The organism is Paenibacillus glucanolyticus NBRC 15330 (assembly GCF_004000885.1).
GTDB classification, from domain to species: Bacteria; Bacillota; Bacilli; order Paenibacillales; family Paenibacillaceae; genus Paenibacillus_AQ; species Paenibacillus_AQ glucanolyticus.
In genome coordinates, this window is the sequence record NZ_BIMC01000008.1 from 95,102 (window position 1) to 120,615 (window position 25,514).

Below are 25,514 nucleotides of genomic sequence, written 5' to 3' on the forward strand. Positions count from 1 at the left end.
AAGGAGTGCAGGACATATGATCGAACGACTACAGGAACCATCCTGTATGATGGTGGCTGCACATCGCGGGTACAAAGCAGCTTATCCGGAAAATACGCTGCTGGCCTTTCGCAAGGCGCTTGAATTAGGTGTGGATATGCTGGAATTTGATCTCCGGCTATCACAGGACCATGAAGTGGTGGTCATCCATGATGCAACCGTTCAGCGTACGACGAGCGGTTCGGGCGCGGTTCGGGATTTTACCCTGGAGGAGCTGAAGTCTCTGGATGCGGGAGGCTGGTTCGCACATGAGTTTGAAGGGTTGAAAATTCCGACGCTTGGAGAGCTCTGCGATCTGCTCAAGGAATATCCTGAGGTATTGTGCAACATTGAGATTAAGCCAAGTCCCGACGCCATAGAGGCTGCTGATCGGGCCGTTGCCATACTGGGCCGATACGGATACCTGCCACGCTGTGTATTCACCTGCTTCGATGCAGAAGTTCTGACCTATATTCACGATACGTATGGTCTGAAGACGCAAGGGTTCCTCGGCGAGAAAATGTCCCATTTTGTCTCTGGCGAAGCAGGAACCTATACCAGGATGTGGGCGATCGGTGTGGAGATGTCGCTGCTTACACCAGCGCTTGTTGCCCGGTTCCAGGAACAGGGGCTGTTAGTCTGGAGCTATTGCCCGGACGAAGAGGAGGGTGTCAGGTACTCGCTGGAGTGTGGAGTTACAGGCATGACCTGCAACGACCCGCTCCCGGCCCTGGCGGTTACAGGCAAGAAGGACACCCTGATATGACCGATCTATTATCGAACATCCGAAGCTTGGCGGCAGGTTTGCCGGTCCATCGGCATGCAAATCTGGATGAAGTGGATTCTGTCCGGATTCAAGCCGGAGCCCTACGCGAGGTCGCCGGTTATCTAGAGACGAAGCAATGGACGGTGGTCGTGATCGTGGTTGATGGCAATACCTATGATGCGGCTGGCCAGTCGTTGGAGAGACTGCTCACGAAATCCGCTATTCAGGTCCAGGTTACCAAGCTTTCTTCGGATCAGAAGGGGGATGTCATCGCAGATGAACCCTCCCTGATCCAGGTCATACTGGATATCCAGCAGAGCAGGGCGAAGGCTGTGCTTGCAGTTGGCGGAGGGACGATCCACGATATTAGCCGGTACGCGGCTTATACCACTGGGATTCCATTCCTCTCGATACCAACGGCCGCGTCAGTGGATGGTTTCAATTCCAAGGGAGCTCCCATCATGATCCGGGGACAGAAGAAAACCATACCGGCTATTGGGCCAAGTGCGATTTTTGCCGACGTCGATATTCTCATGTCTGCTCCCACCGAGCTTACCGCAGCTGGCTTTGGCGATATGCTGGGCAAGTATACCTCCCTGTTCGACTGGAAGTTTGGAAGCCTGGTGGCAGAGGAGCCATATTTGCAGCTTTCGGCGGACATTACGAAATTCGCGCTCAGCCAATGTGTGAGTGGGGTGGAACAGATTGCCCGGCGGAGCGAGGAGGGGGTGCGCACCTTAATGGGCGCACTCATTGAATCCGGCCTGGCTATGCTGCTGTTCGGTCAATCCCATCCGGCTTCGGGTGCTGAACATCATCTGTCCCACTACTGGGAGATGGAGTTCATCCGGCTCGGGGAGAAGCAGCTGCTGCACGGGGCTAAGGTAGGCGCTGCCAGTATTGAAATCTCGAAGCTGTATCACCGCCTCGGTGAGCAGAAACTCGGGATCGTCCCTAATGCTGCCACAGACGTTGATTCTGTGGCTGAGCGCATCTCCCGTCATTGGGATGATATCAGCGAAGGGATTAAAGGGATCCCGGAACCGTCCGAGCTTGGCGATCTGATGTCAATGGTGGGCGGCCCAGCAGCCGTGTCGGAGCTCCCGATCCAGAGCGAGCTGCTGATGCGGAGTCTGCGTGAAGCCCACAAGGTTCGGTACAGCCGGTACACACTTCTTCGTGCATACAATGAACAGGATGTTTTATTCGTGGATTAAGTAAGGCTGCGAACGTTGTTAAAGAAGTAAAAGGCTGTTCCTCATAGCAGATTAATCTGCTTTGAAGGAACAGCCTTTTTTGCTCATCTGGGAAATTTATTCCGCTTGTTCTTCGCCGGGTGAAGGCCAGCCGCCCCAGAGACTGACGGTATTTCCATCCGGATCGGTGAGGCTGAAGCTGTAGCCGCCATCCGGAATATATTTCATATCGCTGACGGCTACCTTTTTATTTTGCAGGTCCTGGTATACCTCGTGAATTTCATTCACCTGCAATTGAACGATGGATTGAAGATTGCCTTGTGAATCCGTAAATTCCAGCCGAGGAACATCTTCTGTCTGCACAAGACCGAACCCGGCATCGCCAATGCAGAGCCAGGCCGCAGGATCTCCCGGGGTAAAAGGGAAGGTCAGCGTAACGCCGAGCACATCCTGGTACCACTTTAGCGATCGCTCTACATTTTTTACAGGCCACTGAATTACAGCTATCCGGTGGGGGGTTGCTGCCATTGATTATACACTCCTTTTTTGATAGTTCTATCCTGAGGACTTCGCTATATATGCGATCTCAATTAAATTAAACGGAAGAAGAGGGTGCATAAGAAACGGGGTCCCAAAAAATTTCTGTTGTCATGGTAAGTAGATGACCGTCCGGATCACGGAAGGTAAAAAGAAGCCTCTCCCCGGCACGCTGCACCCGCTGCAGCTGAATACGCCGAGATTGCATGGACAGATAGGCGTTGGCAATGGCGTACGGATTGGCAGATTGAAAGCCGCGTATCAAGGATTCCATCCATTCCAAAGTGTCACGGCTCTCCTGATTCCGCTCGGATGGCAGGGCGTAACCATGAATTTCTCCGCTTGCCCGAATTCCCTTCAACCGTTTACGGGCCCGTTTCAATGCTTCTTTCACGGCTCCCTCGGTACTCTGTATCAGTTGGGCAGCTTCCCTGGCCGTATACGAGAAAATGTCGATCAGAATGATCAATACCGTCTGATGTGCCGTGAGTTGGGCTGCGAGCAGTTCCAGCGTCTCCCTTACCAAGAAGCGGCTCTCATGATATTCCCGATCATTGCCGGCATCGGGCAGCAGAACGGGTTTCCCGGTGTGCTTACGGTAGGAATCGATCCACGTATTCCGCGCTATCCGATACAGATAGGCTTTGGTGATGGGCCGGTCAGGGGACTGCTCAAGGGCTTTGTGAATTTTGATTAAGGATTCTTGCTCGATGTCCTCTGCATCCCACTTGGACCCTGATGCAAGCTGCATGCAGTAACGCCGGAGGTCCGGGAGGTAAGAGGATATGGCTTCAGAGAATGGGGATGACAAATCGGGATCACTCCTATCAGGTTCCCTATACATTCCATAACCTGTAGGCCATTTCCTGCTGGGCAGACAAGGGGACAAGGCCTCCACGTCGATGGGTCTACGGGGCCACACGTGAGGGAGCAGACGTTTACCAACCAAGCAATAAGGGTAGTAAATAGATATGGGCATTGACCTAAATTACATCAGGATAGGAAGTGGGGGCAGACCATGAAGCTTGGTAAATATATCGCTGCATGTTTGTTGACTGTATTGGTGCTGACCGCTTGCGGAGCTAAAGAGGAATCCGGACGGGTACAGGTAGAGTTTTTTCAGAATAAACCTGAGGCGAAGGGCTCTTTTGATGCACTGATTGAGAAGTTTAATTCATCCCAATCCGAGATTAAGGTGGTACAGGTAAATCCGCCGGATGCAGAGACGGTGCTTAAGACGAGAGTTGTCAAGAATGACATTCCTGACATTATCGGCATGGGTGCAACGGATACCTATTCATTGCTGGCACAGAGCGGCATCTTTATGAATTTGACAGATAACCCGCTGCTGAATCAGGTGGATGAGACTTATGTTCAGATGCTGAAAGACGTAGCGGGCATGGACGAGGTTACGGGCATTCCATATTCCACGAACGCTAACGGCGTAATGTACAATACGGAAATTTTTAAAGAACTGGGACTTAGCGTTCCGAAGACATGGGATGAGTTATTGGCTACAGCACAGAAGGCCAAGGATGCTGGCAAAATCCCGTTCTATCTTACCTATAAAGACGATTGGCAGACGGTGCTTCCGTTCAATGCGCTGGCGTCCAACCTGGAAGGCATCGAATTTTATATGGAGCGGCGGGAAGGCACTGTAACCTTTGCCGACAAATACCAAGAGATTGCAGAGAAGCAGTTGGCGCTGATGGATTATGGTCATGGGGATAACTTCGGCAAGAATTATGCAGATGGTAACCGGGAGTTCGCCAGAGGTGAATCCGCCATGTACATCCAAGGGACCTGGGCGATTCCGGAGATTCGGAAAGCCAATCCGGATGCACCGATCGGCTTCTTTCCGCTGCCGACCGGCAACAATCCGGAAGAGAACAAGCTGATTTCGGGAGTGGACACCCTGCTGGCTATATCCGAGGATTCGAAGCATAAAGAGGAGGCCCAGCAGTTCATTCAATTTCTGTTGGAGCCTGAAAATAGCAAGCAATATATAACGGAGCAAACACTGTTCTCCACCGTTGAGGGTGTAACGCAGGACGATCCTGCCGTTGCAGAGCTGCTGCCTTACCTGGAGCGGGGGCAAGTGATAGACTTTGCCGACCATTACATACCTGCCGCAGTGCAGCTGAACTCGGTTATCCAGTCCTTTTTACAGAACCGGGACATTGATGGGTATTTGAAGAAACTGGACACCGAATGGGACAAGGTAGCAGACAGGCGCTAACAGTTGCAGCACGAGGGAATGAAGTGCGGCAACATGAGAAGAAGGGCTCCATAATGAAGAGACGGAGGAACGTTGCCATGTTGCAATACGATCATTCCCCGGTAAGCTTCTCAAGCGAGTTTTCTGTGACATACACGATATCCAAGATGCACTGAGGAGGACCCAACATGAACAAGCGGCTTATGCCTTACTATTTGATGACCGTGCCTGCGGTGATACTGTTCTTCGTATTTCTGACACTGCCGGCACTGCAAGGGGTGTATTACTCCTTCACGAACTGGAACGGATTCGGGGACAACTTCGATTTCATCGGATTCAAGAATTATGCGAACCTGTTTAAGGACAGCAACGTGGGCAATGCGTACTGGTTCACATTTAAATTCGCGGTGGTAGTAACGATCCTCATCAATATCTTCAGCCTGCTGATTGCCATGGGGCTTAATGCCAAAATCAAGGCGAGGAATTTCTTCAGAGGCATCTACTTCCTGCCGAATATTCTGAGTGTGCTGATTGTAGGCTACATATTCAATTACCTGTTCTCGAATGTATTCACCATTTGGGGACAAAACCTGGGGATCGAGTGGCTGTCCACCAATATTCTGGGCAGCGAGCAGCATGCCTGGATTGGTATCGTAGTCGTAGCGGTATGGCAGGGTATTGCCTATAACACGATTCTGTATCTGGCCGGGCTGCAGACTATTCCCCATACGCTGTACGAGGCTTCCAATCTGGATGGAGCCAACCGCTGGCAGGAGTTTTGGAGGATTACGTTCCCGCTGATTGCACCGTTCTTTACGATTAACATGGTGCTTGCGATGAAGAATTCCCTGATGGTGTTTGACCAGATCGTCGCCCTCACCAACGGGGGGCCGGGAAGGGCGACGCAGTCCATCTCCCATCTGATCTACACCGGCGGCTTCGAGGGAGGGGAGTTTGCCTATCAATCGGCTAATTCCGTGATCTACTTCATTCTGATTGCCACGATCTCGATCGTGCAAATCCGATTCCTGCAGAGAAGGGAGGGGGAGATGTAATGCGGACCAAAACCAATTGGACGGTGATGATTCTCATCACGCTGGGTACCATCCTGATCCTGTTCCCGCTGTACATGACAATCACCATTGCGCTCAAAACGCCGGAGGACATGCTTACCTCCCTGTTCGGTTTGCCGAAGGAGCTTCATTTCGAGAATTTTACCAATGCGATACGAATGACTAATTTCTTCAATGCGCTGGGTAATAGCACGATGGTAACAACGGCAACGGTGGTGCTGACGCTATTGAGTAATTCACTTGTGGCGTATGCCATCGCTCGCAATATGAATCGTAGATTCTTCAAGGGACTGTACTTCTATTTCATCAGCGCGATGTTCATTCCGTTCCCGATCATCATGCTGCCGCTGGTCAAATTGACGGCCGGGCTCCATATGACCAATCTGGTCGGGCTTACGATCCTGCATACCGTATATGCCTTGGCATTTAACGTATTTGTGTATGTGGGTTACATCAAATCCATTCCGGTTGCCTTGGAGGAAGCGGCCAGAGTGGACGGCACATCGACTTGGGGAACGTTCTGGAGAATCATATTCCCGATCATGGCACCGATCAATGCAACGGTAGGGATTCTGATCTGTCTCTCCACCTACAATGACTTCCTGCTGCCGCTGATCATCATCAGCGATACGAATTCCTACACGCTGCCGCTGGTGCAGTATATATTCCAAGGGCAGTTCAATACGGACTTCAATCTGGCCTTTGCTTCGTATCTGATGGCGATGCTGCCGATGATTATCATCTATCTGTTCGCGCAGAAGTGGATCATCAACGGCATTACGCAGGGTGCCGTAAAATAAAAAGTGAAGAATAGACGAAGACAAATGAAAAGCTGTACTCTGCGCGAATCGAGATTCGCGGAGTACAGCTTTTTGCTGCGGTAGGATGTGTGATGTGTGCTATAAACCCATATTCACGCGCTTCACCGCATCCGGGTCCTCGATGATCGCGCAATCGGAGTTGAATATCATCGTTGAGCGCGACGCTGGCTCATAAGCCGGCCACGGCAGTCCCTCCGTATCCGGTGAGCCGCCCCGTGCGAAGGCAATCCATGCATCCTGCATCCGGTCGGACAAGGCCTGCGTTTGAGCATCCACCTGAACGCCGATATTCCGGAACAGCGCCAGCGTATTGAATACAAATGGAATTTCGAGAGCATGCATCGCTTTTCCGAGAACCGGGTGATTCGGCAGTGTCCAGTCGAATCGGTACATCCATACCGGTGCATGTCCGATCTGAGCTGAAGCGAACTGCAGGGCCGAACGCCAGAAATACAGGTCGGTCATAATCTGGGCATGTCCGTCAATGGTATAAGGGTAATCCTTGGTAAGGGGAGCCGCATCGGGGATGCCGGTCATCCGTTCAACGACGTGGACCAGATCTCTCTCCTTCACCAGGGGCATGTCCGGCCGGAAGAACAAAGCGCCTTCCTCGAGATTCGTTCCGATCAGGATGGGCACATCCTTGGCCGAGCCTTCCTGAACGGCTTGCAGCGGATTCTGGGGGAGTGTGTCCGGGTCCAGGACGGGCTGGAAGATCATGCTTACGCCCGGACCAACCCGCTTCTTCAGCCGTTCCCCGGCTTCGAATATTTGCTCCCCGGTGAGGGATTCCAGCCGATGCATCTCTGCTCGCGGGATATCAAGCTCCTTCAATAAACCTGCCGTAATCATCTGTGCCTCTTCCGAAGTGATAGCCTGGGCAGCACCGCTTTCCATGATGGCCCGGTGGAACAGCCCCTTTGCCGCAGGCATGGCCAGCAGGGCGGCAATGCTCATGCTGCCGGCTGACTCGCCGAATACTGTAACCCGTCCCGGGTCTCCACCGAAGCTGGAAATATTATCCCGCACCCACTGCAAAGCTGCGATTTGGTCCAACAAGCCGGTGTTGGAGGCATAAGATTCACCAAATGGAGCCAGATGAAGAAAGCCGAGAGGACCCAGGCGGTAATTGATGGTAACCATAATGACGCTGCCGCGGAGAACGAAGGCCGAACCGTCATAGCTTGGCAAGCTGCCAGAGCCGGTGACAAACGTGCCGCCATGAATCCATACCATGACTGGCAGGGGCTCAGCAGGAGCGTTCCGGGGTGCCCACACATTGAGGTAAAGGCAATCTTCTGACACGGTCTTGGTTACGCCTCCTCCAAGCATGCTTGATGTGGATTCCAACGGCTGGAGGCACATGGGGCTGAAGGCGGTGGTGTCTTTTATCCCGTCCCAAGGCTCGGGAGCAGCGGGGGCACAGAACCGAAGCGGTCCAATCGGGGGCTTCGCATACGGAATGCCTTTCCAAACACGCACTCCGTTTTCCAAAATGCCTTGAATACGCCCGTCTTTCGTCTGTACGACAAATTCTGACATGTTCTCTCTACACCCTTTCTCTCTATTGTGCTGGATTGGAACGCATCCCAATTTCGAATTTGCAGCGCTGGGGATGTTATTATTACTACTCACTATATACACTTTACCAAGTTAGCGGCATAAGTTCAAAAAAGCACGAATCCTGAAAAAACAGGCAGGAATGTCATGTCACATGAAGAATGTAAACAGGGTGGAAAGTATTCGCGGACCGTGGATACGGCATCACCTATTGATTCAGGTCATTATAGGCATACTGGAGGGATAAGCATGAACATAGCGATATTGGGCTGTGGAACGATGGGGATGGCCTATGCGCATAATTTGGCGAAAATGCCGGGCGTAACGGTAACGGGCGTGGTCGATCTGAACGCCGAACGGGCTGAGCAGGCTGCTGCCTTGACCGGGGCGAAGGCATACACGGATGTAGATTCGCTGTTGGAGCAAAAAGATTTGGAAACGGTTGCGGTGTGTCTGCCCACCTATCTCCATAAACCGTTTGTACTGAAGTTGGCTGAAAAAGGGCTGCACGTCATCTGCGAAAAACCGGCAGCTTTAACGCTGGAGGATGCACAGGAGATGAAGGCGGCCTGCGAAAAGCACGGAGTCCGTTTGTTTATCGGACATGTCGTCCGATTCTTTCCGAACTATCAGGATGCTTATCGGAAGGCCCACTCCGGTCATATTGGAACGCCGAAGATGGCTCACTTTAAGCGGTACGGGTCCTATCCGCAGGGCATGGATTTATGGTATAACGACCCTGGCAAAAGCGGCGGCGTTATTATGGATCTCATGATTCATGACATCGATTTCGCCTGCTGGCTGTTCGGGGAGGTGGAGTCGGTATATGCTTCCATTGTTAAACGGGCCGAGCCCGAGATGGAGTACGCCCAGCTGACGCTTCATTTTAAAAATAGCTCAATTGCGAGTTTAACCGGCTACTGGGGGTATCCCGGACCGTTTACGACACAGTTCGAGATTTCCGGAGATCAAGGAATCATCAGATTCGATAGCAATCAGGTGCAGTCCCTGGACATTAAACGGGTAAGCGCAGAGGCAGGGGATGGAGCAGCGGTACAGGTTCCCGCAAGTCCAAGCCTCCATGACCCTTATTATAAAGAGGTATTGCATTTCATCGAGTGTATCCGTGACGGCAGCGAGCCGCTCGTAAGCATCAAGGATGCTTGTTATGCTGTTCAAATCGCTCAAGCGGCGGAGCAATCGGCTCAGACCGGACAGCCCGTGACGATCGGAGGGACAGTTTTATGAAGAAAGTGAAAGTAGGATTTATCAGCTTCGCCCATATGCATGCAGCAAGTTATCTTTTGGGCATGCTGAAGCGGGATGATGTCGAGGTAGTCGGAATCGCGGATGAAGACGCGGAACGCGTGCGACCATACTCCGTGGATCGAGGGATTCGGTACTATGCGGATTATAACGAGCTGCTGGCAGAGGAACTGGATGCCGTCGTGATCTGTTCGGAAAATTCGCGTCATGCGGAAATCACCAAGCACGCTGCTGCAGCGGGCAAGCATGTCCTGTGTGAGAAGCCTTTAGGCTTGTCTGAATCGGAGATGCTGGAGATGATCCAAGTGTGCAAGGATAACGGCGTTCAGCTTATGACCGCTTTTCCTTGCCGTTACATTACGTCCGTACGTCAGGCCAAGGAAGCGATTGACGCCGGACAGATCGGCGATATTCTGGCCATGAAGGGGACCAATCGGGGCAGCATGCCCGGGGGGTGGTTTATTGAACGGGAGAAATCGGGTGGCGGAGCCGTATTGGACCATACCGTCCATGTCATGGATCTGATGCACTGGTTTACCGGCAGCAAGGCAGAGGAAGTCTATGCCCACGCGGAAACCCTGTTCAATGACACGGAGATTGATGATGCAGGCATGGTGCACGTCAAATTCGCGAATGGCGTTGTAGCCGTGCTGGACCCGAGCTGGTCCCGTAACCGCACCTTCCCGACCTGGGGAGATGTGACACTTGAGATTATTGGCACCAAGGGTGTGCTGAACATCGATTCCTTCGCCCAGAAGAACGACGTTTACAGCGATGTGACAGGCAAGGCCGCATGGAGCTTCTGGGGCGACGATATGGACGAAGGTCTTGTGAACAGCTTTGTGGAAAGCATCCGCGACGGCAAACCGGTTGAAATAACCGGTGAGGACGGTTACTACTCTGCCCGTGTCGCCATTGCAGCGTACGAGTCCGCAAGCACCAAGCGCACCGTCCAGCTGAAGGCGCAGGGGTAATATGGTTTGTAGATAGGGCCGTGCCTTTGTTCACGGCGCAGTCTTTGGCGCTATAAGGAGTCATTCCATTATCAGGACCGGAGTGACTTGAATAAATCGTTAAATAAGCCCCTTCGAAACGTATATTCGAAGGGGTTTGTTATGTTGGCAAAAAAGATCAAAACCGCGCCGGTTCCTTTTGGTATCCTTATGGCCTTGTATGGGGAAACAGCCTGTTGTTATAGGCAAAATTAAAATCGTGAATCGCTAGCGGACACAGAGTACCTTATTTGGTGGAAACTAGGCATTTTCGCAAAGGTTACGGACAAGAGATCCGCTATTCCCCGAAAATGAGCAGTTGTTGAGCATAATTTTGTATAATAACGGCTCTGGTGTCCGCTCATTTTAAAAATGAGTCGATTTTTCGAAAATAACGGATTTCTGGTCCGGAACAGCCTCCGTTGTTAGCCTTGCAATACTCCAGTCTCCATACCTTCGTCCACAGTAACGCATTAGGCACAGTAACACAGCAGGCACAGTACGCATTAGGCACAGTAACGCATTAGGAATCACGGTTATCAGTAATCAAGGTCAAGGTGTTCGAATAGAGGAACCCAATAACTCGTGGGAACCTGGCAGCTGAAATAACAAAAGGCAGGGCAAGATTTTTAGATCTTGACCTGCCTTTTTACTCTAAAAGGAGCACCACTCACATGAATCAGCGAAGCGAACCAATCGATTCCGGAACAGCGGAGTGGTCACCTTTGCCCCGGATTTCTTCGTATGATGAATCATATCAGCAATCCGGGGAACTACAGTAGTTGGAGCAACGGTATGTCTGCTAAGCGTCTCCACAGCTCTAACGGGTTCATAGAGACTCATTATTAGAGACTCAAACGCAGAGACTTACCAATCACCCACAAATCACCCACAGAGTTACCCAACTCACTTACAGATACAGCACCAATGCAATTACAGCAGCGAGCACGATCCGATAGATCGCAAACGGTACCAGCTTGATCCGGTTAATCAGCTTCAGGAAGAAGCGGATGGAGATCAGAGCGAATACGAAGGCCGCTACAAATCCGGCGATGAAGAACGGAAGGGCCTCCAGGGTGAAGTATTCCCAGTTCTTCAGCAGCGACAGGAAGCTGGCCCCGAACATAATCGGTACAGCCATGATGAAGGTAAAGTCCGCTGCCGCGCGGTGACTCATGCCGACCATGACGCCCCCGGAGATGGTGGAGCCGGAGCGTGAGAAGCCCGGCCAGAGCGACAGACACTGAATCAGTCCGACGCTGAAGGCTTGCCTGTACGTAATTTGGTCGACGGACACAACCTTCGGCTCTTTTTTCGAGCTGACTTTGTCGGCAACGATCATGAAAATGGCCCCGATCACAAGTCCAATAAGCACTGTTTCGGTAGAGAATAAATGTTCATCGATGAAATCTTCGAACAATACGCCGAGGATACCCGCAGGAATCAATCCTACGATAACCTGGCTGAGTTTCAGTCTGCCTGTATCAGCCGGAGCGCCGGCTTCAGGCTTTTTGCGCTTAAGTCCCAAGAGGTCCAGGAAACGGTCTTTAAACACAACGATGACCGCCAGGATGGAGCCAAGCTGAATGACAACCTTGAATGTGTTAGCTACATATTTCGTCAGAAACTCCTCGGATTTAAGCCACATGTCATCAACGATGATCATATGACCGGTTGAGGATACAGGAGCGAACTCGGTCAGTCCCTCGACGATTCCCAGAATAATTGCTTTGAGGATGGTTAAAAAATCCATGACCTACAGCCTCTCCCTTACATGATAATATAAAATGTTAAACCGTAATGATGTTAATGATGTATGGCATGAAATAACCTGATCAATGGGTGATCGAATGTGCGACAAGTGCGTGCCCAGGCGTGGATCAAAACGACCGAATGTATGATTGAATGCGTAACCCATGAGTGTATCAAAACGACCGAGTGCGTGATCAAATGCGTGTGACCCATGCGTGAATCAATGCGATCGAACGCGAATGCCAACCGAACGCGTGAACCATGCGTGGAACAAAACGACCGAATGCATGATCAATTACGCGACCCATGCGTGCGAACTGCGTGCCAAACGCCTGATCAATTCGCACTCAAACACGAGCCCAATCGGATCTCATGGTCATTTCATGTCGTAATCCCAAGTTGACGTTATGCGGATTTTCTCCGCTTGCGGAAGAAAAAGAACAAAAACGCAATAACTGCCACAGCAATTACAGCATAAGCGATATTGGAGTAGACGTCCATGAAGGCCACGATATTCTCCCATGAATCGCCGACGGCGGCTCCAACGGACACCAGGATGATGTTCCAGATCAAGGTCCCGATGGTGGTGAAGAGCAGGAACATGCCGAACTTCATGTTGGACATGCCCGCTGGGATGGAGATCAAGCTCCGGATCAGCGGGATCATGCGGCAGAACAGCACCGTCCAGTAGCCGTATTTATCAAACCACGCATCCGCTTTGCGGATGTCGTCTTTTTTCACGCGGAGGATATGTCCCCAGCGATCCACAATCTTCTCAAGCCGCTCGACATCGAGCAGACGGCCAATGCCGTACAGAATAACCGCACCGACCACAGAGCCGATCGTAGCGGCAATAATGACGCCGGGCACCGTCAATTTCGTATAGGTTGTCATGAATCCGCCGAAGGTAAGAATGACCTCGGAGGGGATCGGAGGAAACACGTTTTCCAGAGCAATCATGAGCAGAATGCCGATGTAGCCGAATTGCTCCATAATATCCGTAATCCAGTTTTCCAAAAGTTACACCTCTTTCAAAAGATAAGGACGGCTCTTCCACCCTTTATATAAGTGACTGCTTCAGCTTGCGCAGATATTGACTGCGGATGAAGAAGAAGTACAGGACCTGCATCATCAGGAAACTGATCAGCACAATCCCCATCTCAGCTGCAATGGATAGATAGAAGTAGCTCTGCAGCGCAATAAACGCAAAGATGCTGTGCACAATCGCAAGGCCAATCGGCACAAAAAACAGCAGCGCCAGCTGTCCGGTTACGATTCGCCGGAACTCCTTATCAGTCATCCCGAGCCGGGATATCGTGGCATAATGCCTGCGGTCATAATCCAGGTCGGCATAGAGTCGGAAATACAGGAAACTGCCTGCCGCAATAAAAAACACCGTGCCCACAAGCAGTGCCGCGAAGAGCAGCATATTATACAGGCTGTCCCGCAGGGCAAACAGCGTGCCGCTGACCGCCAGCGCGTAAGGCTGGCCCATCTCATAACGTACGGCCCCTCGCGGCGCGAGATGGGGAACGATGCCTTCCGTTTTCGTGAAATCATCCACGTAAAAGCCGGTGTACCGTTCCTGTCGTACCGGGTCCGTGATGGCGGCGAAGGTCGCATCACGGACGACAAGCCCGCCGAAGCGGGAATCGTCATCCATCTCCGGCAGCAAATATTCCGGCACGCCGACATGATCGGAATAACCGATTTCGTGCACCCTGATTCCGGAATCCTGAAGCTGGTAAGAGGCGTGCTCCCGGTTGCGGGTATAGGCTCTGTCATTTTGAGAAGCAATCAGAACAAGCGCATCTTCGCCCCGAAGCGGCTGTTCGTCGAACGGCAGCCCCGCCATCAGCACCGCTGCCTTGTAGTCGGAGAAGGATATCAAGGCTAACGGATTCTCCACAGGCTGATCCAGAGCGGAGGCCGATGTGGCTTCCGTATATTTAACGCGAAACGATAGCGTTTCAAACGGTATTTTTTTAGATTCAAGCTCCTGCTTGATTTCATTCAAATGCTGTTTCTCGAAGGTATCACCTGCTTTGGCAAGATAGCCGATGGCGGCAGGATAATCCTCGTTGAATTGTTTCGTAAGCACCGGGATGGAGGCAAATACGCCAACCGAGCAAAAAGACACGGCCAGCACGATGGTCACCATCGAGAACATCTGGGCGTGATCCCTGAGCCGATACTGCAGGCTCGAAAGCGAGATGAGTTTGGTTCGCCTCCAGGTTAACCTGCGGCTCCGCTTCAGCCTGCGAACGAGAGCAACCCCGAGCTGAGAATAGATCAGATAGGTGCCGATTATCGTCATTATGGTTACCGGGAACATGCGCAGCTCGAGGGTTGAGGCCGTTGTCGTGGCCGCCAGGCTGTAGCTGACGATCAGCAGGACAGCGGCCAGTGCCGATAGCCATGGTGATGTCTCGGGTGCGGTTTTCGGACGTTGCCCGGATTGAAACAATTCGATTAACGCTTTGGGCCGAATTAGCCAGGATGTGCACAGCGAGATAATGATGAACAGCAGTACATAACTTGCAACGGTCAGCCCAAGCGCGCGCAGCGGCAATCGAAACGGCAGGGGCGGAATGCCAAGGAATGCCGAACCGGCCATCAGGAACAGCTTGCCTGTAATGATGCCGAATACGATACCCGTTGCTATGGCGCTTAAGCCGATGATCATATTTTCGAGAAACACCATCTTGTTAAACTGGCGGTCTGTCATCCCGTGCATGAACAGAATGCCGAACTCGCGTTTGCGTGTCTTGAGAAAAGCCCCGACGGAATACAGCACGAAGAAGAACGAGAACACATACATAATCAGCTCTGCTCCGACCATGGCCTGAATTACAACCGGATAGAACATCTCATTTGCAATGGCAGGATGGAACAGGAACAAAGCACAGACAAAGAAAATCATGACGGAGAATGCGCTGCTTAGGAAATAGGCTGCATAGGTCCGCTTATTCCTCAGGACATTCCTAAAAGCGAATTGTCGAAAGGTCATGACTTCCCCCTCCCAGCAGAGCCAGCATATCGATGATTTTCTGGAAAAAGGCTTGCCGGTTGTCGCCGCAATACATTTCATTATATAGTTGTCCGTCCTTAATGAACAAGACGCGATCACAGTAACTGGCTGCTACCGGATCATGAGTGACCATGAGGATCGTTGCAGAAGCCTCTTTGCTTGAAGCAGAGAGCGTCTGCATGACCTCTTTGGAAGCCCTGGAGTCCAGATTGCCCGTGGGCTCGTCGGCAAGAATCAGGGAGGGCTCCTGAATGAGCGCTCTGGCAATGGCCGTTCGCTGCATCTGCCCGCCGGAGATCTCATATGTGTGTTTGTTCAGAATGGACTCGATGCCGAGTTGGTTGGCAATCCGGCCCAGCCTGCTGTCCATTTCACCTAGAGCCATACCTTCCAGCGTTAGCGGAAGAACGATATTTTCCTCAACTGTCAGCGTATCCAGCAGATTGAAATGCTGGAAGACAAAACCCAGATCCCGGCGCCGGAACAGAGCGGTGTCACTTCTGCTGAGAAGATGAGGGTTGCGTCCATTGATGATAACTTCGCCCGCGGTGGGCTGATCAATGGTGGCAATCAGATTGAGGAGCGTGGTTTTCCCGCTGCCCGAAGGACCCATAATGCCGACAAATTCCCCTTGGGTGACGTTGAAGTGAATGTTGCTCAGCGCTTGAAACGCCACTTTGCCCTCGTAGATTTTGGATAGATGCTTGACGCTCAGGATGGGCATATCTTCACTCCTCTAATACGATGGTATCATTGTAAAATAATTGACCGCGTCCATGCCATGTTCGTAACTTACAGTTACCTTACAACCTTGTAAGGTTTCTATTTGCATCGCAAGCCGGTGCTTCGGGAACCTGAGTTAAAGCATCTTAACCAGGATTTGAACCGGCACAAAGCCAATCCCTTATCTTCAGATACGGGATCAGTGCGAGTTATGGCTGCCGGTACCTTCAAAAATAAGGCGCACCGTCGTTCCCTCATCCAACTTGGATTCGATCTCGAAGGCATGTCCGAGCTTATCGCATATTTGTTTGACCAGAAACAGCCCCATGCCCGTCGATTCCCGGAATCGGCGCCCGTTTTCTCCGGTAAAATAGGGATCGAACACCCGGGGCAGATCGCTTGGAGGGATGCCGATGCCCTCATCCCGGATCTCAAGCACAACCTTACCCTCCCGGGCATAACCGTCAAAATACAAGCGCCCTTGTTCCTCCAGGGTATACCTGACTGCGTTAGTCAGCAGCTGAGTCAGCACGAAAGAGAGCCATTTCTCGTCCGTAGCGACCGTTAATCCGCTCTCCATCCGGATGGAGGGGTAAATTCGGCGCCGGATAAACAGCCGTTTTTGCTCTGAGGTGACACCTCGGACGATGCGTTCAAGCGGCAGGTTCTCGACATAGAAATCGTGCTCGAACGTATCGAGCCTGGCGGTATACAGCACCAGATCAAGCCCTTTTTTGAGTCGATCCAGCTCGTCGCCAATCGCTGCAAAACGGGGATCATCGTCATCCTGAAGAATCAGGTGAATGACCGATATCGGTGTTTTCATCTGATGGGCCCATTGGTTGATGAACTGAAGATGGCCCTCGATTTTGTGCTTGTAGTTATGCAGATCCGTTGTGTATTGCCGGAACTGGGTTCTAAGCAGCTGATGAAGTGCTTCGGCGAGCGGAGTGTGGGAGGATTCTGCAGAGGATTCGCCGGTGAGAGATTCTCCCGGGAGAGGCTGCTCCAGTCGTTTATAGAAGGAACGGTTGGCAATATATCGGAAGATCAGGTAGCCGAGAAGCAGCAGCAGGCTGATGATGCCGGCGTACAGGCTGACCGTGATATTCCGGAAGCCGTCAAGTCTGTAGATCAGCGATACGACAAGAAGCTGTGCAATATAAACAATGATTAGGGGACGCTGCTCCTGCAGAAATAATCTCAAGCTTCATCCCTCCAGTTCGGAATCAGCCGGTAGCCGCGTCCCCGCACGGTTTGAAGGCCTTCCTCGATCCCGAGGTTGGCGAGTTTTTTGCGGACCCGGGTGATGTACACATTCAGCGTATTATCGTCTACAAAGGCCTGGTCATCCCATATTTTCTCCAGGAGCCTGTCGCGGCTGACCACCATCTCGGGTTTCTTCATTAACTCGTCCAATATTTTGGCCTCGGTATGGCTGATCTCCGTCTGTGTTTGCTCCAGTGAAAGGGAGAGGCGTTCAACGTCGAGCGTTAGTCCGGCGACACTCAGGATGCGCTCGTTCTGTCCGGCGGCATACGAGCCGTAGGCGCGGCGCAGCTGGCTCTTGATTTTGGCGATCGCAATTTCATAATCGAAAGGTTTGGTAATATAATCGTCCGCACCGTTCTCCAGTGCCATCACCTGCTCCATTTTGCCGTCGCGGGCGGAGATGAAGATGATCGGGCAGGTGGAGAGGCTGCGGAACTGGCGGCACCAGTAATAGCCGTCATATTTCGGCAGATTGATATCAAGAAGCACGAGGTGAGGGTCATACGATTCAAATTGCTCACGTACCGTTTCGAAGTCATGAACGGACTCCGTCATATAACCGAATTTATGAAGATGCTCTTTCAGCAGGCTGACCAGCCCGGCATCGTCCTCGACAATGAAAATTTTGAACATATCGTTAATAGTCCCTTCATCTGACATTCTACTACCGATTGTATTGTACCAAATTGTCGGGATATAAGGAAAAAACGCGTGAGTCAAGGCAGCGTACATAGGGGTGACTGGGTGGAGTTCATACCTCGTATAACCAATGCTTCACTGCAAAAAATATTTTGACGCTGGTGTCCTCACCTGATAAAATTCTTGATAATTCCAATCGAATAACTATGATAAATTTGCAAACGACCAGTCCACTGGAGATCATGAGCCCTATTCATGATCTCCTTTTGTTGTTTTATCCAGGTTTATCTAACTGACAAAAGGGAGCGGGGAGATGATGGGTTGAACGCGATTGATGAGCTGAAACTGACGGCGGATGTCCTCGTGATCGGCGGCGGTACCCTGTGCACGCTCATTATGCGAACCGATGGTCATCGAGGGCGTTTGATTCGCGCCCGGTTGCAGATGAGGTGCTCTACACTGTGCTGGAGGCGGCACGATGGGTTCCGTCCTCGGGCAACGGACAGCCATGGCGATTTATTGTGGCCCGAACGGAGGAGGAGCGGAGACGTTTCGCATCCTTTATCCGGCCTGCGAATCGCGAGTGGAGCGATCATGCGCCTGTCCTGATCCTGCTGATTTCCTACACATTGAATGCCAATGGGACGCCCAGCGGCAGTCATGCATTTGATGAGGGAACAGCCTGGGGCACAATCGCCTCACAGGCAGCATTGCTCGGCCTGAACACCCGCGCCATTGGCGGTTATGACCGTGAGCTTGCCCGCGTGAAGTTCATATTCCGGCACAATATGAACTTCACGCGGTCATTACGCTTGGTTATCCGGGAGACAAATCGGCACTTCCGGAGGCGCTGCAGGAGCGCGAGGTTCCTACAGGCCGCCGTTCCTTGAATGAGCTGGTGTTTGAAGCTGTGTTTTTAGGCTAGGGAATAATCCCCGGCCATTCGGCACGGAACTCAGAACCTAGGTTAACTGTACTGTCCACACTCAACGAGCCGCCCTGCGCGGCAATGATGGACTGGGTTATGGCGAGTCCAAGACCCGATCCGCCTTGCTGTCTGGTCCGGGATTCATCGATCCGGTAGAAACGTTCGAACAGATGGGGAAGATGCTCCTTCGGAATCCCGGTCCCGTTGTCGCGAACCAGCAGTACGGCATGATCCGCAGCCCTATCAAGCGTCACATGGATCTGCCCCCTGTCAGGATTCGTGTGCTGCACCGCATTAAGGAACAGATTGTAGATAACCTGCTTGATCTTGTCGGGATCGCATCGGCATAGAAGGGGGGCCGATTGGAAGAATACCTCCCGTCCTTGGGCAAGCATCTTCAGATGGGGCTCCATCTCATGCAGCAGCTGATCGAGCCGGGTTTCCTGAAGGTGCAGCTCAGGCTTGCGGTCAAGCTTGGCGAGCAGCAGCAGGTCCTCGACCAGTTTCTTCATGCGTTTGGATTCACCGTGCATGCTGGATAACGCAGCATGCAGCTGCTGCGGGTTGTCGGCAGCGCCGCGGCCAAGCACCTCCAGAAACCCGTGAATCGAAGTGAGCGGCGTCCGCAGCTCATGGGAAGCATCCGCAATAAACCTCCGCATCTGCTCCTTGGCTTCACGTTCGGCCTGAAATGCATCCTCAAGCCTTTCCAGCATGCCGTTAAACGACTCGGCCAAGCGGTCGATCTCCTGCTGCCCTTGCATAACGGGAAAACGCTCGGCCAGATTTCCGGCATCGGTGCGTTCTACCGTCTCCACCATTCGGCTGAGCGGATTGAGCGTTCGGCGCAGTAAAGGCAGATACAACGCGATTCCACCCGCCATGGCAAGCAAGGCCAGAAGAGCAAAAATCATCAGCTGCCGCATAAGAACCGCGTGCAGCGGCTGCGTATCCATACCAAGCTGCAGCAGGCCGGAAGGGCTGTCAGGGCTGCCGTAAGGGCGAAAGACAACGATCTGCTCTGTGCCTTCGGCATTTTCGATCACTTCATATCGAAGGGGGTGGCGCTCCTTGAGCTGGGCCAGGACTGCTGTATAATCCTCGGAGGGCAGCTGCGGGGCGATGAGCCCGTTGTCGGCGGCCAAGTCCGAGTAGCTCCCATCGATATCAATCTTGGCAAGCGACATATTCGGCAGAAAGAACAGGGGTTTGTCTTGCTGGCGAGGGTTCTCCTGATCGGTGTCTTTATCCGGAAGTGCAGGCCGGTTACGAGGCTCGCGGTCAGGTTCCCAGAGCTCCTTGGGGAGCGAGCGGACCTGAAGAGCAAGCGCCTCGGCTTGATTACGGAACATGGCATTTTTCATCAATACATATTGCAGCGCACCGATCAGCACCAGTAGAAGCGCCAATACGATAAGGGAACGCGACAGCAGCTGCGTCCTTAGAGAACCAGGACCTGATGAGCGTATCCGGTCGCGGATTCTCATAACAAGTCCACCCGGTAACCGGCACCGCGAAGGGTGCGAATAACCCGGTGCTCCTTATCTCCAAGCTTCTCGCGCAGGGAACGGATATAGACCTCAACAATGTTATCCTCTCCGCCAAAATCATAATCCCACACAATATTCAAAATGTTGGATTTGCTCAGAACGCTGCCGTGTTTGGTCACAAGCAGCTTCAACAGCTTGTATTCCGTAGGTGACAGCTCCAGCGCCTCACCCTGGTATGCAATTTCCTTCTTGCGGTCATCAATGGTGAAGGAACCCAGCCGGATTTCACCCAGCAGGTTTGGAAATTGATTGCGCAGCCGTGCTTGGATTCTGGCAAGCAGCTCTTCAAAACTGAAAGGCTTAACCATATAATCATCCGCACCGATGGTTAGCCCCTTTACCCGGTCATCAATCTCATCCTTGGCCGTTAGCATAATCACCGCGACATCCTTGCCCTCTTCCTTCAAGCGTCTGCACACCTCCAGACCGTCCATCCCCGGCATCATCACATCCAGCACGACGACATGCGGCTCGAAGTTGCTTGCTACTATAACTGCTTGTTCTCCATCGGGGGCCGAGCGCACCTCAAAGCCTTCATTTCTTAATCCCAACTCCAAAAATTGCAGGATATGCGGCTCGTCATCGACAAGCAAAATGCGAATACGGTGAACAGATTCCATAACTCAAAACTCCTCTTATTTCGTTCCTTTAACTGTATCATACGTTCTCTAACTGAATGAAGTCTGAAAGCGAACTGAAAATAAACTGAAGGTGATTCGCAAATATGCATTCTCAATCAGGGAAAATAAGGATGTTGATATATATTCTGTTATCGTTAATACTATCTTAAAGCCGAGATATCAAGGTGAACACCTGTTCAAGGTCAATCATGGATGGGTGAAAGGAGGAGACTGGACATGATAGGAAATGTATATCCACCTGAGAATCAGAGCAAGGGCTCTCTCGACGGAGGAAGGATAACAGAGCTGAAGCCGATCGGTTTCTCTGGAGAAGGGTCGGCTGTGACCCGGGTGGGACCTCTTTTCTATTGGTCCTGGTTCCGCTCGCCTGTTGAAGGTTATATTGCACCCCATCCCCATCAAGGTTTTGAAATCGTGACGTATATGATGCAGGGTAAGGGTGTACACAAGGATTCACAGGGAATGCACAGCGAATTGGGGCCTGGAGGCCTGCAGTTGATGAGGGCCGGATCTGGACTTACGCATGAGGAACGTTTGACCGGACCTGATGCAGAAGGGCTCCAATTATGGTTCGAGCCGTATCTTAGGGATTCGTTGAAACAGAATCCGGCCTGTCGTCAGTATCGACCGGATTCATTTCCGGTAACCCGCATTCAGGGCGGACTGGTCAAAACGATGATTGGCGGTTCTGCGCCAACGGATCTATCCGTAGACGTGAGGATGCTGGATATCCAGATTCTGGCCGGGCATGAGGCCCAGTATGAATTGAAATCCGGCAGACGTGCTGCTGCGCTCGCAGTCAGGGGGTCCGGCAGTTTTAGCTCCGAAGAGGAGAAACTTCTATTTGAACATCGGGACTTTATGGTAATGGATACGAAGCAGGGGGAGACGATAAACCTTAAGGCGCAAGAGAATGTACGGGTCATTCTGATCGATGTACCGGAAAACCCTGGATATCCGCTCTATTCCAAGAGACCGTAAAGCGAAAAGTTTACAATATTGTAGTGGAATGAAATTTAATATGTACGATAAACTAGAGTCTGTCAGATGGGATACCGTCTGGACAGGCTCTTTTTTAGGTGTAAGAGAACCTGAATCAGGTGCCCCATGCACAAATGTAAGAAATACATTCGTATATTTAATAAGCAGATAGACCCAACAGAGCGATCCGGACGTTTATTTACCGGGCCCGTTGGGTTATTTTGGCGTTTTTTATTTCTATTATAATCTATATATACTAAATTAAAGTATAAAAAGAGACTAAAGTCCTACTCTTTACCAATAGTTGGCATGCGTTTTTGTGAGAATGGTAGCATGCGTCCCAAGACATAGCCTGTCTATAATGATTGCGGGATCACGAAAAATGACAATTTCGTCATCCCACAATCTAACGAGATGGGGGAGATACTTATTTTCTCGCAAAAAAGCTTTAAAAAATTGATGGCCGGAGCGCTTCTGTCAGCAGCAGTTCTTGGTTCTTACGGATATGGGTCTGTGAATGAAGTCTCTGCTGCCACTGCGCAGTCTGTAACAAAAGGTGTAGCAAGCTCAAATGTATATATGCGCAGTCAGCCTTCGACTTCCGGTAAAGTCGTTGATCGTGTATATAAAGGAGACAGCGTTCAAATTCTGGGCAGCAGCTCCGGCTGGTATAAGATTAAAACTTCTAGTGGCAAGCAAGGGTACGCTTCATCTAAATTGATTACCCCAAGCAACGGCTCTTCTAACAATTCCGGAAACAATTCCGGCAGCAATTCTGGAAATAACTCGGGCAGCAACTCCGGCAATTCGGGAACAACTACCCCTTCTACCAATGCCAGCGTTGAAAAAGTTATCAGTGCAGGCATGAAGTATCTGGGCACGCCGTATGAATTCGGTTCTAACCGCAGTTCAACGAAAACTTTTGACTGCTCGGCCTTTGTCCGCCGCGCATTCATGGATGGGGCTAACATTACGCTGCCAAGTAATTCACGTACTCAAGGACAATATGTTAAAGATAAAGGAACAGCGGTTACAAACGTAAATCAACTGAAACGCGGAGATCTAGTATTCTTCATGAGTTATAAAGGATCATCAGCTTCGGCTTATGCGGGACTGGACAAGTCCAAGCAGAGAATTACGCATGTTGCTATCTATCTGGGAGACAACAAGCTGCTGCATACGTATTCAAAAGAATCCGGCGGCGTCCTGGTAGGCAGCTTCGGCGACTCTTGGAAAAACCGCTTCCTGTATGGCGGAAGTGTGCTGTAACAATGCCAATCCATTCATAGGGGGTTACCCCATACTTGGAATGAGATAGAGGGACTGCCCGGTTATGAGATCTGAAAGGATCCGTAACGGGCAGTCCTTTGTTGTTGAGATTTGCTTTTGGCTTTTGATTTCAGTAAGGTGGACATAGCGCAATGAACAGCATGAATGATGAGAACAGGAGGGACGATGATGAATGGTGGGCAGCGTTCCAACATCAGACCGGGACTTGAGGTTGATATTGTATTGAAGCAGGATCAAAGAACGGGGAAGCTAACCCGTGGAGTGGTTAAGGATATCCTGACTAATTCGCCGAACCATCCGCACGGCATCAAAGTGCGTCTTCAAGACGGCCAGGTTGGACGGGTTAAGAACATTTACGAATCGTAGATTCGGTTTATTGATATGCACCAGTTGAGGAGCTGTTCCAAAACTTCGCAGTTATGCGGACTTTTGGAAACGGCTTTTTTGCATATCTATGCAACTTTGTAACCACACGAGCCGTCTGGAGGTTGAGGTGAAATCAAAGATGAGAAGATACCTTTGCTTGGGGTTTATATTGATGTTTATTCTTACAGGTTGCGCGGAGCAGGAGATGTCGGGGGCGGCTCAGTCTAATCTTTCATTGAATAAAGCGGACAGGGATAGTCATGCGGAGGTTCCCGATGGGGATTTTGTGTATCGCCTGGTTAGCGAGAAGGAGCATTACGAGCCAAATGAAAAAGTTCAAGTATACGGGGAACTGGAATATGTGGGCGAAGAGGCTGAGATTACGATCGGCCATGCAGCCTCCGCTTTTTATTTTCCGATGAAGGAGCTCATCAGGGATTATAACATCAGCTATGCGATGAATGAACCGTATATTACGACCACGTTGAAAAAGGGAGAGCCCCTGCGCGAGTATTATAGCGGCGGTGGCGGATACAACGGCGGGGATGATAAACAGTTTAAAGCGTTTATTCATTCCCTGAGGAATGGTTTTCCTGAAGGAGAGTATGTGGTGTACGGATCTGCGGACTTTATGATTGATTCGAAGGCGCAGCGTGATTCGAACAGGAAAGAGCCGAAGAGGTACAAGATTCAAGCAGAGATCGAATTCAGCGTAAGCGATGAATCGAAGTAGAAACAAGAAGCAATGAACAAGGATGACGGAATTTCATAGAGAGAGATCTTACATGCGAGTCGCTGTCACATGGCAGAAACAGCAGAAGGGGTACCCAGATCGTGGGTACCCCTTCTTGATGTTCTTATTGAAAGCCTTGCCCTTGGTGGATGTTAGGGAAACCCTGCTGCCCGAAGGAAGGCTGAATGTGCTGTGTTTGATTGTGAGCTTGCGCGGTATGCTCCACTTGTTTGACAAGCTGAGAGATTTGCTGGTACTGCTGCATGGCTTGTTGATGGCCCTGCAGAGCGGATTGGATCATTTGAGTTGCTTGACGTTCGCGTTGAGCAATTTCCTCCAGACGGGCTGCATTCTGCTGTTCCTGTTGCAGCAGTTGTTGGTACATGGCTGAGCCCTGCTGCGTTTGCTGGGTCAACTGTTGAAGAATTTGCTCACACTGACGGATTTGCTGCGAAATTTGTGAGTTATTGTTGTTCATTTGATACATTGCTTGTATTCCTCCTAAGAATTGTTGGATTCAAACTCCTGGTTAGTGTATGGAAGAATACGCAAAAACATCCTGTTTATAAGGTGAGCTGGGCTTCCAATATGTGGACGAACTCCTCCAGGAATAGCTGGTCCTCCTGATCGAACCGGCTCTTCAGAGGGCTGTCGATATCGAGAACGCCATACAAGGCACCCTCTACGATAATAGGGACAACAATCTCGCTGTTCGAGGCAGCATCGCAGGCGATATGTCCGGGAAACTCGTGTACATCGTCTACAAGCAGCGTCGTTTGTTTAGCGGCAGCCGTGCCGCAAACTCCCCGATTCATCGGAATGCGAATGCATGCGGGCAGCCCCTGGAATGGGCCAAGCACCAGCTCTTTGCCATCATAGAGATAGAATCCGGCCCAATTTGTATCGGACAGAAACTGTTTGAGCAGAGCGGCTGCATTAGACAGATTGGCAATCGCGTTTGGCTCATCGTGTATAAGTGCTTTTAACTGATTCAGGACCTGGGCATATTGCTCGCTCCGGGTGCCTTCATAAGGTGTATTTTGAAACATGCTGATTTCCGCCTTCCATTATATCGTCGTAGTTCATTCACCATAGTATAAGTATAAGATATTCGTCAAGGGACGAGTATGGGGAGCTTGATCCGGCCAGACGGCTGATTCC

The 25,514-nt window shown here is 51.2% G+C and carries 25 protein-coding genes; 12 read left to right on the forward strand and 13 right to left on the reverse strand.

Annotation, left to right across the window (positions count from 1 at the left end; translation table 11 throughout):
• Positions 1-16 precede the first annotated feature (16 nt).
• Positions 17-784 (forward strand): glycerophosphodiester phosphodiesterase family protein, encoded by a 768-nt coding sequence (locus tag PGL02S_RS14025; RefSeq protein WP_036638677.1) that lies wholly within the window; start codon positions 17-19, stop codon positions 782-784.
• Entirely contained in the window at positions 781-2,001 is a 1,221-nt protein-coding gene (locus PGL02S_RS14030) for a sn-glycerol-1-phosphate dehydrogenase (protein ID WP_036638679.1), read from the forward strand. Before PGL02S_RS14025 ends, PGL02S_RS14030 begins: the two co-directional genes overlap by 4 nt.
• A gap of 96 nt (positions 2,002-2,097) precedes the next feature.
• Here PGL02S_RS14030 and PGL02S_RS14035 read toward each other — a convergent pair whose 3' ends face one another.
• Together PGL02S_RS14035 and PGL02S_RS14040 are read right to left on the reverse strand one after the other, a co-directional pair.
• Positions 2,098-2,508, reverse strand: a complete 411-nt coding sequence (locus PGL02S_RS14035) for a VOC family protein (RefSeq protein WP_036638681.1) — start codon at positions 2,506-2,508, stop codon at positions 2,098-2,100.
• A gap of 67 nt (positions 2,509-2,575) precedes the next feature.
• Positions 2,576-3,328, reverse strand: a complete 753-nt coding sequence (locus tag PGL02S_RS14040) for an RNA polymerase sigma factor (protein ID WP_036638683.1) — start codon at positions 3,326-3,328, stop codon at positions 2,576-2,578.
• Between the two features lie 207 nt (positions 3,329-3,535).
• On the opposite strand from PGL02S_RS14040, the gene PGL02S_RS14045 reads away from it, so the two are divergent.
• The 3 genes from PGL02S_RS14045 to PGL02S_RS14055 all read left to right on the forward strand — a co-directional run bounded on the left by PGL02S_RS14045 (position 3,536) and on the right by PGL02S_RS14055 (position 6,608).
• Positions 3,536-4,756 (forward strand): ABC transporter substrate-binding protein, encoded by a 1,221-nt coding sequence (locus tag PGL02S_RS14045; RefSeq protein WP_036638685.1) that lies wholly within the window; start codon positions 3,536-3,538, stop codon positions 4,754-4,756.
• A 167-nt stretch (positions 4,757-4,923) separates the two neighbouring features.
• Positions 4,924-5,790 (forward strand): carbohydrate ABC transporter permease, encoded by an 867-nt coding sequence (locus tag PGL02S_RS14050; protein WP_006208138.1) that lies wholly within the window; start codon positions 4,924-4,926, stop codon positions 5,788-5,790.
• The gene (locus PGL02S_RS14055; RefSeq protein WP_036638687.1) at positions 5,790-6,608 is read left to right on the forward strand and encodes a carbohydrate ABC transporter permease; all 819 of its coding nucleotides are present in this window, start codon (positions 5,790-5,792) and stop codon (positions 6,606-6,608) included. Before PGL02S_RS14050 ends, PGL02S_RS14055 begins: the two co-directional genes overlap by 1 nt.
• Before the next feature lie 99 nt (positions 6,609-6,707).
• On the opposite strand, the gene PGL02S_RS14060 is transcribed toward PGL02S_RS14055, so the two are convergent.
• Positions 6,708-8,171: a carboxylesterase/lipase family protein gene (locus PGL02S_RS14060; protein WP_036638689.1), complete on the reverse strand. Its 1,464-nt coding sequence runs from the start codon at positions 8,169-8,171 to the stop codon at positions 6,708-6,710.
• A 267-nt stretch (positions 8,172-8,438) separates the two neighbouring features.
• Between PGL02S_RS14060 and PGL02S_RS14065 the strand changes: the two genes are divergently transcribed.
• Entirely contained in the window at positions 8,439-9,437 is a 999-nt protein-coding gene (locus PGL02S_RS14065; protein WP_036638691.1) for a Gfo/Idh/MocA family protein, read from the forward strand.
• Positions 9,434-10,429 carry a Gfo/Idh/MocA family protein gene (locus tag PGL02S_RS14070; RefSeq protein WP_036638694.1) on the forward strand — a complete coding sequence of 332 codons (996 nt, stop codon included), beginning with the start codon at positions 9,434-9,436 and terminating at the stop codon, positions 10,427-10,429. The genes PGL02S_RS14065 and PGL02S_RS14070 overlap by 4 nt, the downstream gene beginning before the upstream one ends.
• Positions 10,430-11,357: 928 nt before the next feature.
• On the opposite strand, the gene PGL02S_RS14075 is transcribed toward PGL02S_RS14070, so the two are convergent.
• From PGL02S_RS14075 to PGL02S_RS14100, 6 genes are all read right to left on the reverse strand, one after another.
• Positions 11,358-12,200 carry an undecaprenyl-diphosphate phosphatase gene (locus PGL02S_RS14075; protein WP_036638696.1) on the reverse strand — a complete coding sequence of 281 codons (843 nt, stop codon included), beginning with the start codon at positions 12,198-12,200 and terminating at the stop codon, positions 11,358-11,360.
• Between the two features lie 404 nt (positions 12,201-12,604).
• The gene (locus PGL02S_RS14080) at positions 12,605-13,216 is read right to left on the reverse strand and encodes a DedA family protein (protein WP_036638698.1); all 612 of its coding nucleotides are present in this window, start codon (positions 13,214-13,216) and stop codon (positions 12,605-12,607) included.
• Positions 13,217-13,259: 43 nt separating this feature from the next.
• Positions 13,260-15,209 carry an ABC transporter permease gene (locus tag PGL02S_RS14085; RefSeq protein ID WP_036638701.1) on the reverse strand — a complete coding sequence of 650 codons (1,950 nt, stop codon included), beginning with the start codon at positions 15,207-15,209 and terminating at the stop codon, positions 13,260-13,262.
• Positions 15,184-15,954, reverse strand: coding sequence for an ABC transporter ATP-binding protein (locus PGL02S_RS14090; protein ID WP_036638703.1), 771 nt, complete (start codon positions 15,952-15,954; stop codon positions 15,184-15,186). The genes PGL02S_RS14085 and PGL02S_RS14090 overlap by 26 nt, the downstream gene beginning before the upstream one ends.
• 198 nt (positions 15,955-16,152) lie before the next feature.
• Positions 16,153-17,160, reverse strand: coding sequence for a sensor histidine kinase (locus PGL02S_RS14095; RefSeq protein WP_036638705.1), 1,008 nt, complete (start codon positions 17,158-17,160; stop codon positions 16,153-16,155).
• A complete protein-coding gene (locus PGL02S_RS14100) occupies positions 17,157-17,858 on the reverse strand; it encodes a response regulator transcription factor (RefSeq protein WP_006208153.1) in 702 nt (233 codons plus the stop codon). Before PGL02S_RS14100 ends, PGL02S_RS14095 begins: the two co-directional genes overlap by 4 nt.
• Positions 17,859-18,247: 389 nt before the next feature.
• Here PGL02S_RS14100 and PGL02S_RS14105 point away from each other — a divergent pair, with 389 nt between their 5' ends.
• Positions 18,248-18,754, forward strand: coding sequence for a nitroreductase family protein (locus tag PGL02S_RS14105; RefSeq protein ID WP_235187331.1), 507 nt, complete (start codon positions 18,248-18,250; stop codon positions 18,752-18,754).
• 31 nt (positions 18,755-18,785) lie between these two features.
• Here PGL02S_RS14105 and PGL02S_RS14110 read toward each other — a convergent pair whose 3' ends face one another.
• Positions 18,786-20,279, reverse strand: a complete 1,494-nt coding sequence (locus PGL02S_RS14110; protein ID WP_036638707.1) for a sensor histidine kinase — start codon at positions 20,277-20,279, stop codon at positions 18,786-18,788.
• Positions 20,276-20,962, reverse strand: a complete 687-nt coding sequence (locus PGL02S_RS14115; RefSeq protein ID WP_036638709.1) for a response regulator transcription factor — start codon at positions 20,960-20,962, stop codon at positions 20,276-20,278. The genes PGL02S_RS14110 and PGL02S_RS14115 overlap by 4 nt, the downstream gene beginning before the upstream one ends.
• 237 nt (positions 20,963-21,199) lie before the next feature.
• Here PGL02S_RS14115 and PGL02S_RS14120 point away from each other — a divergent pair, with 237 nt between their 5' ends.
• The 4 genes from PGL02S_RS14120 to PGL02S_RS14135 all read left to right on the forward strand — a co-directional run bounded on the left by PGL02S_RS14120 (position 21,200) and on the right by PGL02S_RS14135 (position 24,353).
• The gene (locus PGL02S_RS14120; RefSeq protein ID WP_036638711.1) at positions 21,200-21,964 is read left to right on the forward strand and encodes a pirin family protein; all 765 of its coding nucleotides are present in this window, start codon (positions 21,200-21,202) and stop codon (positions 21,962-21,964) included.
• A 459-nt stretch (positions 21,965-22,423) separates the two neighbouring features.
• Positions 22,424-23,233 carry a C40 family peptidase gene (locus PGL02S_RS14125; RefSeq protein ID WP_006208160.1) on the forward strand — a complete coding sequence of 270 codons (810 nt, stop codon included), beginning with the start codon at positions 22,424-22,426 and terminating at the stop codon, positions 23,231-23,233.
• Between the two features lie 189 nt (positions 23,234-23,422).
• Positions 23,423-23,620, forward strand: a complete 198-nt coding sequence (locus tag PGL02S_RS14130; protein WP_006208161.1) for a YwbE family protein — start codon at positions 23,423-23,425, stop codon at positions 23,618-23,620.
• 172 nt (positions 23,621-23,792) lie between these two features.
• Complete coding sequence (locus PGL02S_RS14135) at positions 23,793-24,353, forward strand: hypothetical protein (RefSeq protein ID WP_228029884.1); 561 nt, start codon at positions 23,793-23,795, stop codon at positions 24,351-24,353.
• Positions 24,354-24,477: 124 nt separating this feature from the next.
• Here PGL02S_RS14135 and PGL02S_RS14140 read toward each other — a convergent pair whose 3' ends face one another.
• Together PGL02S_RS14140 and PGL02S_RS14145 are read right to left on the reverse strand one after the other, a co-directional pair.
• On the reverse strand, positions 24,478-24,840 hold the full coding sequence (locus PGL02S_RS14140) for a hypothetical protein (protein WP_006208163.1): 363 nt from the start codon (positions 24,838-24,840) through the stop codon (positions 24,478-24,480).
• A gap of 76 nt (positions 24,841-24,916) precedes the next feature.
• A complete protein-coding gene (locus PGL02S_RS14145) occupies positions 24,917-25,402 on the reverse strand; it encodes a GAF domain-containing protein (RefSeq protein ID WP_006208164.1) in 486 nt (161 codons plus the stop codon).
• Positions 25,403-25,514 lie beyond the last annotated feature (112 nt).

Coding starts and splice junctions, on each gene's coding strand:
- PGL02S_RS14035 (WP_036638681.1), bottom strand. CDS start 2,508: ATGGCAGCAACCCCCCACCGGATAGCTGTAATTCAGTGGCCTGTAAAA.
- PGL02S_RS14140 (WP_006208163.1), bottom strand. CDS start 24,840: ATGTATCAAATGAACAACAATAACTCACAAATTTCGCAGCAAATCCGT.
- PGL02S_RS14120 (WP_036638711.1), top strand. CDS start 21,200: ATGATAGGAAATGTATATCCACCTGAGAATCAGAGCAAGGGCTCTCTC.
- PGL02S_RS14125 (WP_006208160.1), top strand. CDS start 22,424: ATGGCCGGAGCGCTTCTGTCAGCAGCAGTTCTTGGTTCTTACGGATAT.
- PGL02S_RS14085 (WP_036638701.1), bottom strand. CDS start 15,209: ATGACCTTTCGACAATTCGCTTTTAGGAATGTCCTGAGGAATAAGCGG.
- PGL02S_RS14100 (WP_006208153.1), bottom strand. CDS start 17,858: ATGTTCAAAATTTTCATTGTCGAGGACGATGCCGGGCTGGTCAGCCTG.
- PGL02S_RS14045 (WP_036638685.1), top strand. CDS start 3,536: ATGAAGCTTGGTAAATATATCGCTGCATGTTTGTTGACTGTATTGGTG.
- PGL02S_RS14025 (WP_036638677.1), top strand. CDS start 17: ATGATCGAACGACTACAGGAACCATCCTGTATGATGGTGGCTGCACAT.
- PGL02S_RS14135 (WP_228029884.1), top strand. CDS start 23,793: ATGTTTATTCTTACAGGTTGCGCGGAGCAGGAGATGTCGGGGGCGGCT.
- PGL02S_RS14055 (WP_036638687.1), top strand. CDS start 5,790: ATGCGGACCAAAACCAATTGGACGGTGATGATTCTCATCACGCTGGGT.
- PGL02S_RS14050 (WP_006208138.1), top strand. CDS start 4,924: ATGAACAAGCGGCTTATGCCTTACTATTTGATGACCGTGCCTGCGGTG.
- PGL02S_RS14070 (WP_036638694.1), top strand. CDS start 9,434: ATGAAGAAAGTGAAAGTAGGATTTATCAGCTTCGCCCATATGCATGCA.
- PGL02S_RS14030 (WP_036638679.1), top strand. CDS start 781: ATGACCGATCTATTATCGAACATCCGAAGCTTGGCGGCAGGTTTGCCG.
- PGL02S_RS14110 (WP_036638707.1), bottom strand. CDS start 20,279: ATGAGAATCCGCGACCGGATACGCTCATCAGGTCCTGGTTCTCTAAGG.
- PGL02S_RS14115 (WP_036638709.1), bottom strand. CDS start 20,962: ATGGAATCTGTTCACCGTATTCGCATTTTGCTTGTCGATGACGAGCCG.
- PGL02S_RS14145 (WP_006208164.1), bottom strand. CDS start 25,402: ATGTTTCAAAATACACCTTATGAAGGCACCCGGAGCGAGCAATATGCC.
- PGL02S_RS14065 (WP_036638691.1), top strand. CDS start 8,439: ATGAACATAGCGATATTGGGCTGTGGAACGATGGGGATGGCCTATGCG.
- PGL02S_RS14090 (WP_036638703.1), bottom strand. CDS start 15,954: ATGCCCATCCTGAGCGTCAAGCATCTATCCAAAATCTACGAGGGCAAA.
- PGL02S_RS14060 (WP_036638689.1), bottom strand. CDS start 8,171: ATGTCAGAATTTGTCGTACAGACGAAAGACGGGCGTATTCAAGGCATT.
- PGL02S_RS14130 (WP_006208161.1), top strand. CDS start 23,423: ATGAATGGTGGGCAGCGTTCCAACATCAGACCGGGACTTGAGGTTGAT.
- PGL02S_RS14075 (WP_036638696.1), bottom strand. CDS start 12,200: ATGGATTTTTTAACCATCCTCAAAGCAATTATTCTGGGAATCGTCGAG.